The sequence below is a fragment of the Segatella copri genome (assembly GCF_003465495.1).
GTDB classification, from domain to species: domain Bacteria; phylum Bacteroidota; class Bacteroidia; order Bacteroidales; family Bacteroidaceae; genus Prevotella; species Prevotella copri_G.
In genome coordinates this window covers 29,046-38,818 of sequence record NZ_QSAV01000038.1, presented here as the reverse complement: position 1 = coordinate 38,818, position 9,773 = coordinate 29,046, and the positions used below count along the sequence as shown (strand labels likewise).

The 9,773-nt window shown below is 37.6% G+C and carries 13 protein-coding genes; all 13 read left to right on the top strand.

Annotated elements, in window-relative coordinates:
• Window positions 1–228: 228 nt before the first annotated feature.
• A complete protein-coding gene (locus DWV53_RS11335) occupies window positions 229–669 on the top strand; it encodes a hypothetical protein (RefSeq protein WP_118153928.1) in 441 nt (146 codons plus the stop codon).
• Window positions 656–1,177 carry a hypothetical protein gene (locus DWV53_RS11330; protein WP_118153925.1) on the top strand — a complete coding sequence of 174 codons (522 nt, stop codon included), beginning with the start codon at window positions 656–658 and terminating at the stop codon, window positions 1,175–1,177. Before DWV53_RS11335 ends, DWV53_RS11330 begins: the two co-directional genes overlap by 14 nt.
• A gap of 2 nt (window positions 1,178–1,179) precedes the next feature.
• Window positions 1,180–1,593: a protein-export chaperone SecB gene (locus DWV53_RS11325; protein WP_118153922.1), complete on the top strand. Its 414-nt coding sequence runs from the start codon at window positions 1,180–1,182 to the stop codon at window positions 1,591–1,593.
• Between the two features lie 13 nt (window positions 1,594–1,606).
• Window positions 1,607–2,623 carry a helix-turn-helix transcriptional regulator gene (locus DWV53_RS11320; RefSeq protein WP_118153919.1) on the top strand — a complete coding sequence of 339 codons (1,017 nt, stop codon included), beginning with the start codon at window positions 1,607–1,609 and terminating at the stop codon, window positions 2,621–2,623.
• A gap of 74 nt (window positions 2,624–2,697) precedes the next feature.
• A complete protein-coding gene (locus DWV53_RS11315; protein WP_118153916.1) occupies window positions 2,698–3,996 on the top strand; it encodes a nucleotide-binding domain-containing protein in 1,299 nt (432 codons plus the stop codon).
• 13 nt (window positions 3,997–4,009) lie between these two features.
• Window positions 4,010–4,606 (top strand): SLATT domain-containing protein, encoded by a 597-nt coding sequence (locus DWV53_RS11310; protein ID WP_181992479.1) that lies wholly within the window; start codon window positions 4,010–4,012, stop codon window positions 4,604–4,606.
• 164 nt (window positions 4,607–4,770) lie between these two features.
• Window positions 4,771–5,424 (top strand): S1 family peptidase, encoded by a 654-nt coding sequence (locus tag DWV53_RS11305; RefSeq protein WP_259318973.1) that lies wholly within the window; start codon window positions 4,771–4,773, stop codon window positions 5,422–5,424.
• Window positions 5,424–5,861, top strand: coding sequence for a hypothetical protein (locus DWV53_RS11300; protein ID WP_118153910.1), 438 nt, complete (start codon window positions 5,424–5,426; stop codon window positions 5,859–5,861). The genes DWV53_RS11305 and DWV53_RS11300 overlap by 1 nt, the downstream gene beginning before the upstream one ends.
• Before the next feature lie 280 nt (window positions 5,862–6,141).
• On the top strand, window positions 6,142–6,498 hold the full coding sequence (locus DWV53_RS11295) for a hypothetical protein (RefSeq protein WP_147468786.1): 357 nt from the start codon (window positions 6,142–6,144) through the stop codon (window positions 6,496–6,498).
• A gap of 240 nt (window positions 6,499–6,738) precedes the next feature.
• The gene (locus DWV53_RS11290; protein ID WP_118153904.1) at window positions 6,739–7,173 is read left to right on the top strand and encodes a GIY-YIG nuclease family protein; all 435 of its coding nucleotides are present in this window, start codon (window positions 6,739–6,741) and stop codon (window positions 7,171–7,173) included.
• Between the two features lie 3 nt (window positions 7,174–7,176).
• The gene (locus DWV53_RS11285; RefSeq protein ID WP_153073510.1) at window positions 7,177–8,007 is read left to right on the top strand and encodes a hypothetical protein; all 831 of its coding nucleotides are present in this window, start codon (window positions 7,177–7,179) and stop codon (window positions 8,005–8,007) included.
• Between the two features lie 331 nt (window positions 8,008–8,338).
• A complete protein-coding gene (locus DWV53_RS11280) occupies window positions 8,339–9,385 on the top strand; it encodes a mannose-1-phosphate guanylyltransferase (protein ID WP_259318972.1) in 1,047 nt (348 codons plus the stop codon).
• Between the two features lie 7 nt (window positions 9,386–9,392).
• A partial coding sequence (gene rfbC / locus DWV53_RS11275) for a dTDP-4-dehydrorhamnose 3,5-epimerase (RefSeq protein WP_118153939.1) occupies window positions 9,393–9,773 on the top strand: 381 nt, incomplete at its 3' end.

Genomic DNA, 9,773 nt, shown 5'->3' with positions numbered 1-9,773 from the left:
ACTGCTGAAAATCAGTAGTTACGTTCTAACGGTGATTTACAGGTGAAGTGCCGCAAGATAGAAAAGCTCTTGCCGGTATTGAATAAACTGGTGATACAAGAGTAAAAGTATCTTTAGCTTGTATTGAGGGTGCTTTCAACATATATATTTTTTTAAAGAATGAAGTATGTTTGCAATGTTAAATGATAACTTTGCCACCAAATCTCGGACAAGTATAATATTTAGCTTATGATGAGCATATATACAAATAAGTCAGACTTGTTTATGAGTGCTGCTGAGGATATTAACAACGATACTAATAAATGCTATTTTTTAGTAGTTCCTCATAGTGCTTATTATAGTTGCCTTCTTCTCATGAAGCATCTTTGTTATAAGAAGTTTGGCATCAATAATGAGAATGAAATGAAGAATGATGTTGATTCAACGCTTCATGGCTCTCATGAAATTATGATTGGGTATGTTCGTAAGCGAATGACACAGGCTTGTACTTCTATCATGGATAAGAAAAAAGTCGTGGAATTTGCTAACAAAATAGGTCAGTTGAAAAAGTTGAGAACTAAAGCTGATTATGAAGAAGTTGATATTACTTCTACACAAAGTAATCAAGCAATTGAGTTAGCACAGGATGTTAGAAATATATTAAAACATTTTAGATATGGTAGCGTTTGATTATTTGAAAGAACAATTGACGGAATTTGTCAAAACTTTCAAAAATGTAAAAGTCAATTATGAGTATGACCAATTGGCAAACTTACATACGATTGAAGTATTACCTCAAGTGGTATTTGATAGCGATGAGTTTGCTATATGGGAATGTGATTTCTTTGAACGTGCTTATGGCGCAATCCCTTATGAGGATATTTCTTTTATCTCAGAAGATGCTTATGTAGGAATTGAGCATATTGATTGGAGTATTCAAGGCTCAGAGTATGCACAAGGTGATTTGATGTTGGATGAGCATATTACCATAAATGAATCTTCTGAGGACTTAGATACTTATAAGGACAATTCTGTTGATTTTAATACGATGTCACCGGAATTCTATGATACTTATACTGCCGTTGAAATAGAATCTCTTGACTTGGATTATACCAGTAACGAGTATAAGGATAAAATCGTGTTAAATAATAAGGAAATCGTAATGTCATTTGATGACAGTTTATTACAAGCAGCTTAAATATGATGGACAATATTAAGGACAAGCAATCTGGATTTAATGTAGAGAGTATTCTGCTCACAGAATCTAGTTTTACCCGCAAAGGAAAAATAAACTTTAGTGAATCGGAGCAGGAGGTATCTTTTGAAACAGGTGTTGGTTCAAGGGATAATACTGTAAACGTTAAGCTTACTACCACTGTAACGAATAAGCTTAAAGATGAAGAGCAATATAAGATAGTGGTATCTTTTGTTGGGGTTTTTAAGAGAACTGGTAATTCTCAAATATTGGACAATGAACAGTTTGGTAGAATTAATGGTGCTGCCATCATTTTTCCTTTTGTTCGTGAGCATATTGCCAATATCGCATTAAAGGCTGGACTGGGAAGTGTTATACTTCCACCTGTGAATTTTACAAAGATTAATCGCAAAGATTAGATAGAATTAGCTTATGGCTCAGGGAAAGAATGCCAATATCAGATATATGGTTTTGGACCGATGCTTTCGTGATAGGAGAAAGAAATATTTTATCGATGACCTGGTAAAAGCCTGCAATGAAGAGCTTTTTTATTATGATGGTTCTTCCGTTACAGAGCGACAAGTTCGTGCAGATATTAGCTTTATGCAACGAAAGGCAGGCGGGGCTATCCCTTTGGTAACAAAGCGAGAAGGTCATAAAGTTTATTATCGTTATTCTGATCCAAACTTTTCCATTAAGAATCTTCCTATGAGTCAGCAGGAGGCAGAATTACTTTCTGATACCATTAGTATGTTATCTCGATTCAAAGGTTTGCCAAATCACGAATGGTTGGAAGCCACTATTGCTCAGATGAAATCAACTTTCAATTTAGATAATGGTCAACAATCATATGTTAGCTTCTCGCAGAACGAAGATTTGCGTGGACTGAATTATTTTTCCCGATTGTATGAAGCAATAGCGAGTCATCAGGTTGTATCGCTTCAATATCATAAGTTTACTGGTGAAGCTTGGGAACGTCTGGTACATCCTTATCAATTGCGCCAATATAATAATAGGTGGTTTTTGGTAGGTTGGGAGCCTGCTGTAGCTGCCAAGATTCCGCTTGTTGTCATACCATTGGACAGAATTGATGATTACAAGGTATTGGAGAAAGAATCCTATGAACCGTATGAAGGAGATATTGACGCTTGTTTCAAGGATATAGTAGGAGTATCACTAAAGTTCAATGAATCTTGCAGCCATATTGTCATCAAGGCATATCCACCCACCTCTTCTTATATAGAGACCAAGCCTATTCATCATTCTCAGCGAATAGTTGAACGCCATGAAGATTATACTATCTTCTCTTTAGACTTGATTCCGAATTATGAGTTCGAGACGATAATGATGTCTTATGCTGATAATTGTGAGATACTTGAACCCCAAGATTTGAAGGAAAGTCTTGTAGGTCGAGCTAAAAATATCATAAAATATAACGCTGATATATAATTTCCGGAAACAATGAAGCAGGTCTGCAATGTTAAGAGGTACTTTTGCATCATAAATAATTAAAAAGTATTGATATGACAGTAAGTTCTTCTTTTTCAACGTTTCTTGATAATATCAAGGTTGATAATTACGAAAAGATTGGTAGTCGTTATAACGAAATTACCAAGAAGTTAAATAAAACATTTAGAGATACCGATTCTGAAACTGCAAATAGTTTGAGAGTTGGTTCGTATGGACGTTATACTGGTATAAAAGGTATCTCTGATTTGGATTTGTTGTATATCATGCCAAAGTCTAAATGGGATACGTACAAAAATTCTCCAAAGACTTTGCTGGCTGATGTACGTGATGCCCTGCAAGAACGTTATCCCACTACAAATATCAAGTACGATCGTTTGGTGGTAGATGTGTTCTTTACAGATTTTACTTTTGAAGTTCAACCTGTTTTTGAAGAGGAGGGGGATGATGGATATACTAATTATAAATATCCTGATACTAAATACGGCTGTTATAAGATTACCAAGCCAAAACAAGAACAGAATGCGATGACTGAGTTTAAGGAGAATCATGGTACGCATCACCGCTTGTTGTGTAAGATGACAAGATCTTGGAAGAATAATATGGGGGTTGCAATGGGTGGTCTTCTTGTTGATACGTTGGCATACAATTTCTTGAAAGACCGTGATGATTATGATTTCGCCTCATATTCAGATTTTGATGATATGTGCAAGGACTTCTTTGGGTTCCTTAAAGACCAACCTAAACAAGACCACTATCAAGCGTTGGGCAGCAACCAGGATGTTAAGGTTAAACACCCATTTAGGAGTAAGGCGGGCAAAGCTTACGATAAAGCTAAGCAAGCAATAGCTGAGGAAACTGATGAGTCTAGAAACGATGCTTGGCGTGAAATCTTTGGCAATGAGTTCCCAAAGGCAGAAGATAGTCTTACAGAAGCACGTTGCTATGCACAAACATATGATGATAATGAACAGTTTATCGAAGATAAGTATCCTGTCGATATATTGTATGACTTGAAAATAGATTGCAAGATAGAACGTAATGGGTTCAGACCAATATTTTTACGAGATTTGTTGTCACAGAAGAAATTGATACATCATGATTATACCTTGAAGTTTTATATAGCTTCAACTGATGTACCAGGTGACTACATTGTAAAATGGAAGGTGAAGAATGTAGGTGACGAAGCAAAACGTCGTAATTGCTTGAGAGGTTTTATAGAAAACCCTAATCTTAGCAATAATGGTCGTAAAGAAATATCCAATTTCTTTGGTCCTCATTACGTAGAATGTTATATCATCAAGAATGGTGTGGTGGTTGCACGAGATAGAATATTGGTTCCTATAGAACATTAAAATGAAAGCGATTATGGATGAAGATAAGGTTATTAAACTTTTAGATTCTCAAATTCGAAATTCGTATGGCAATGTATTTTGGACTCATAAGATACACGAGAAGGATGCTGACATTTATAGATGCTGGAATAATTGGATAAAGATAGCTCAAATTGTATTGTCTGCTATTTCTACAACAGGTATAATCTTCATCTTGTTTGGTGTAAGTCAAAATACGCCATTACGAGATGGTCAGTATGATTGTGTTAGATGGGCAGCACTAATATCATCTGGTATATCCGCATTGTTAGTTATTGCCAATTCCTTGGCTAAAGGCTATGACTTGGGTGAACTTTCTGCATCTCATGGTGCGACAGCCTTGAAATTATTGGATTTGAGAGAGGAATATCTTTCTCTGCTTTATGACATTAAGGCAAAAACTATAAATGTGGAAGAAATCCAAGAAAGACGAGACGAACTTAAAGAACGCACTTTATCTGTATATGCTAATGCACCTCGAACCACATCTAGAGGATATGGCAAGGCTTCAAAAGCTATAGAGGATGGAGAGCCTTTTTTCACAAAAGATAGTTTGAACAAAATTCTTCCTGTTGATTTGCAAGAGGAATAGTTCTGATGATAAAATGTCCTAGTATAGAAAGGAATAAGTATCCTTGCTTATAAATGCTCATTTAGATGAAAATGAGTCTTGAGGCTGTAGAAGCAGAATTTAAAAATAGAGCGTCTTTATGCTTTCAATATTAATTTTGAAATTTAAACATAAATTTTAAGAATATGGAAAAATTAGTCGTGATGGTTGGTTTAAAGCAACCAGGCAATAATATTCAATTATTGGGTAGCTGTTTTGCTGTACCAAAGAATGGATACTTTGTAACTTGTAGACATGTCATAGGTGATCATACGGATAATTTAGTATTAGTTTCATCTGTGGATTCCAACAACATACATGAGTATCAAGATACTTCAAAAAATCAATGTCGTATCTTGGATGTTCAATCCATTGAATGTGTTAATCCTTTGTGTGATTTAGTAGTTTTGAAAACTGCTCACTTAAGGATAGATTCTTGCCCAATAGGAAGTCTTGATGAACTCCAGGTGGGGGATGATGTTGAGATTATAGGTTATCCACATTGTGTAAATGATTGGCAGATGCATATTTTGACAGTACAAAAAACTATGGTAGGAGCAAAGATTCTTAGAGCTTCTCAAGGTATAAAATATAAATATGCAATATTAAATGTACAAACTCGTCCTGGTCAATCTGGTTCTATGGTCTTTTGCCCTCGTTTACAGAAAATTATAGGAATCCTTGTTGGAGGGTATGCACCTGCATCTGGTATCATGTTGGCTGGTATTAACCCTCATGAATTAAATCAAACTTCTTTTTGCTTGAGTGCAGAATACATAAACGAAATGCTTGAGGAATAATGGAAATAGTAGATGAAAGCCTTGAAACATGGTTGAGTGTTCTGAAACCTTATCAGCGGAATACGATAAAGGCTTTATTGGCGAATAATGATGGAGATGAAGAAAAAGTTGCTAATTTGTGGTTGAGTAGTTTCGGTCCAATTAATACTGCAACATTTGGTGGTTTATCATCTAGCGAATCCAAAAAAAACTATTGGAAATGTCTTAAAGATGAACTCAATAAATTGATTTGTGGGGATTCTTATGAGGAAGATAGAAAGCAGTTTTTGGATATGGGTGGCTTGATTAATATTGGTGCTTCTTCTCAAATAGCAGCATTCTTTGCTCCTATTATAGGGGTGAGTGCTTCATTCTTGACTCCAGCAATCGTTTTGATGTTGCATACGATAAGTAAGGTGTCCGTAAACGCATATTGCTCTATGATTAAGAATGCTTAGCCAACTTATCGTTAGTAACCATAAGATTTCTGCCATAACCATGATGGGAACGTAAGTATCCACCGTATATTACCATTACAGCGTAATGGTTTTAACACATTAAGTATTTACCTTTGCATCCGAATTCTTAAAAATCTGAATTATTGAAACAAAGGAATACTTCGAAAAGGTGATGCAGGAGTTTAACCACAACCGTAGAGGCCGAAACCTGCGTAAGTATTGTAGTGATGAAGGATACTAGAACAGCCTGTTGTACAGCCAGCGGCAAAAATATATATTTATGATGAATATAACAGATGATCCAGATTTCGTTGCTTCTTGGCAGAAAGTAGAGGAGGCTCTAAAGCGTCTTGATCAAAATCAGGTGGAGCGTTTGTTTGCAGAGCAACATGCGACCTTGAAAGATTTCCATCAAGCTCTCACAAAAGAGCTGGAACGTAAGGCTGCTGCCTTGGAATCTGCTGTGGCTTTTTTGAAGGAAGAGAATAAGGCAATAATGCAGGAAACCTTAAAAATCAAGTCTGAAACAAAGAAACTTCGTGAGGAAAGAGAACGGATGAATGAAGAATTGTTGCAGAAAAAGCATGAGCTAGACCTGTTGAAAGCTACCTCTTACCCGCATGAAAGATGGGGATAAGGATTATAAGTCTATGTTTCCATGTTACGGTGTTTAAAAATAGATGAGGTGAAACTGTGTGCTTAGCAATCCTTCACTCTAAAGATAATGCAAATGAGTGCAATGAAAGCTGGCTTTCAAATTGCCGAGTGCAGCTTATCTTCTACAATAACGATACAAAATATAAAAAACTGATAGGTGTAACTACTTGCAATATAGTGGGGATGCAGTATTGGTGATATATACAATTATTCATTGATTATGAAAGAATATAAACTAAACTTTGAAGGGTATTGGAGAGACATCAATAAGGGTGGGCTTCCTACCTATTCTGGAATTTATTTTGTATATAGGTGCATTTATAATGCTCAAAGTAATTCTGTTGAGTTGGTTGATATAATATATATCGGTCAAGCAGATAATATTCATGATAGACATAATAATCATGAAAAGTATTCTGAGTTCTCCTCACTGCTTTTGCAAGGTCAAGAGTTGTGTTACTCTTGTGCTCCTTTAGATGAAGACCGTGATTTGGTAGAAAATGCTCTTATCTTTGCTCAAAAACCTGTTTTAAACGAACAAGGCAAGTATAATTATAACTATACAGAAGCACATATCGTCTCTACTGGTGCATGTGCATGTCTTAGAAATACTGATTTCAATATGAAATATTATGTTGAAAATTTAAATAGGTAGAATATGGCTAATTCTGAAGGAAAAACAATAGGGCAGGAACAGAAGAGATGTTTTATAATAATGCCCATAAGTGATGTGGATGGCTATCTAAAAGGACATTTCGATAGAGTCTATGAGTATATTATAGCACCTGCATGTCAAAAGGCTGGTTATGAAGTTATTCGTGCAGATGGGACAGCTAAAGCAAATGTAATTATAGCAGATATATTGAAAAATGTATTGGAGTGTGAAATGGCAATCTGTGACTTAAGTGCCCGTAATCCTAATGTGTTTTATGAATTGGGGTTTCGTCAAGCTTTCAATAAGAAAACTGTTTTGATGATTGATGATAAAACTGACCGTCCATTTGATATAAGTGGTCTTCGTTCTTTTCAGTATGATTCTTCTCTAAGAATAGATTTGGTAAACAAAGCTATCGATGATTTGGTTAAGGCATTAAAGGAAACGAGTGATATGGGCGAACACGAGCTAAATTCGTTGTTGAAATTATTGTCAATAGAGAATCCTGCAACATTGCCAGAAGGTCATAAACTGTCGGATGAAAGTACTCTTATACTTCAAGCAATTCGAGAATTAGGAGAAGATGTTCATCGTGGTATTCGCAGAAGATCAGTTTTCACTCCTTTAGGAAGTCCTATCATTGATGTTTCTTTGCCAAATGGTAAAAAAGTGAAAGTCGGTGATCGGCTTTTCGATATGAAACATGATAAAGATTTAGGTGAAGTTGTAGAGTTGACGAAAGATTCAATAATAGTCAAAAATATAAATAATGATATTGATATAATTCTACAAGATAGTCCTATATTTAATGATTTAATGGTAATGCCCTTTTAAGAAAGATAGGCTGACATAAAACAACATCAGGCGGTCCCATCCCGCACAACCTGGCGTAGACCTTTGATGGTCCGCCAACCTTATAGCGTAGCGGTTCTGAGCACCGGAGGGCGGTTACATCCTTCCTTCTGAGGAGGAAGGCTTGGTTAGAGGTGGAGCTCCCTTTGGAAAGGGAGACGGAGGAATTCGAAAAATGCCTTTTTTAATGGGAAAAAGCGATGCCAGTGAGTGCAATGAAAACTCGCTTTCAAATTGCCGAGTGCAGCTCGCTTTATCAACAAAGAAGGACGGGATGATTTTAGAAAATCTTTAATATAAAAGAACAAGATTTATGCACGACATACAAATTATAATCATGGCCGGTGGCGTAGGTAGCCGCTTTTGGCCAATGTCAACCTCTGATTACCCAAAGCAGTTCATTGATGTGATGGGAGTCGGCCGTTCCCTCATACAATTGACAGTAGATAGATTGAAGCCAATCTGTCCTGTCGAAAACATGTGGGTAGTGACAAACGAGAAATACATTCGCATAGTCAAGGAGCAAATCCCTGACATGCCAGTAGATAACATATTAGCTGAGCCGGAGGCTCGCAATACCGCTCCATGTATTGCTTATGCCTGCTGGAAGATCCAGAAGAAGCATCCTGATGCCAACATCGTGGTGACACCATCCGATGCCCTGGTCATCAATACCTCGGAGTATCAGCGAGTACTCAGCAAGGCATTGAGCTATACTTCCGATAAGAACGCTATCGTTACCATCGGTATCAAACCAAGCCGCCCGGAAACAGGCTATGGCTATATCGCTGCTGCAGAGCCAACATCCGTAGATGAAATCTACAAGGTTGAGGCATTCAAGGAAAAGCCAAACCTGGAGACAGCCGAGCAATACCTTGCTGCTGGTAATTACTATTGGAACGCCGGAATCTTCGTGTGGAACATTGATACCATCAGCAAGGCAATCCGCACCTTCCAGCCTCAGCTTGCCAGCATCATGGACGAGATGGCACCTTCTTTCTATACCGAACAGGAGAAAGAGGTAGTCGGCAAACTCTTCCCAACTTGCGAGAAGATAAGCATTGACTATGCTGTGATGGAGAAGTCGAAGGAAATCTATACCTTGCCAGCCGAGTTCGGCTGGAGCGACTTAGGCAGTTGGGGGAGTCTCCGCACCTTGCTTCCACAAGACGAGAATGGCAATGCCAAGATAGGCAAGGACATCCGCTTGTATGAATGCAAGAACTGCGTGGTTCATGCAGCCGATGAAAGCAAGGTGGTAGTTCAAGGCTTGGATGGCTATATCGTAGCCGAGAAGAATGGACAGCTGCTAGTTTGCTCATTAAAAGAAGAACAGAGAATTAAAGAATTTGGAAAATAAAATAACAATGAATATAATCAAAACTGATATTGAAGGCGTACTCATTATAGAGCCACGCCTCTTCCGTGATGCTCGTGGCTACTTCTTCGAGAGCTTCAGCGAGCGAGAGTTTGAAGAAAAGGTTGCCCCAATCCTGGGACACAGTGTTCACTTCTGCCAAGACAACGAGTCTATGAGCAGCTATGGCGTAATGCGAGGCCTGCACTTCCAGCGTCCACCTTATACCCAGAGCAAGCTGGTACGTTGCGTAAAAGGTAGAGTGCTCGATGTAGCTGTAGATATTCGCAAAGGCTCACCAACCTATGGCAAGCATGTGGCTGTAGAGCTGACTGAAGATAATCATGTCCAGTTCTTCATCCCTAAGGGTTTTGCTCATGGTTTCTCTGTC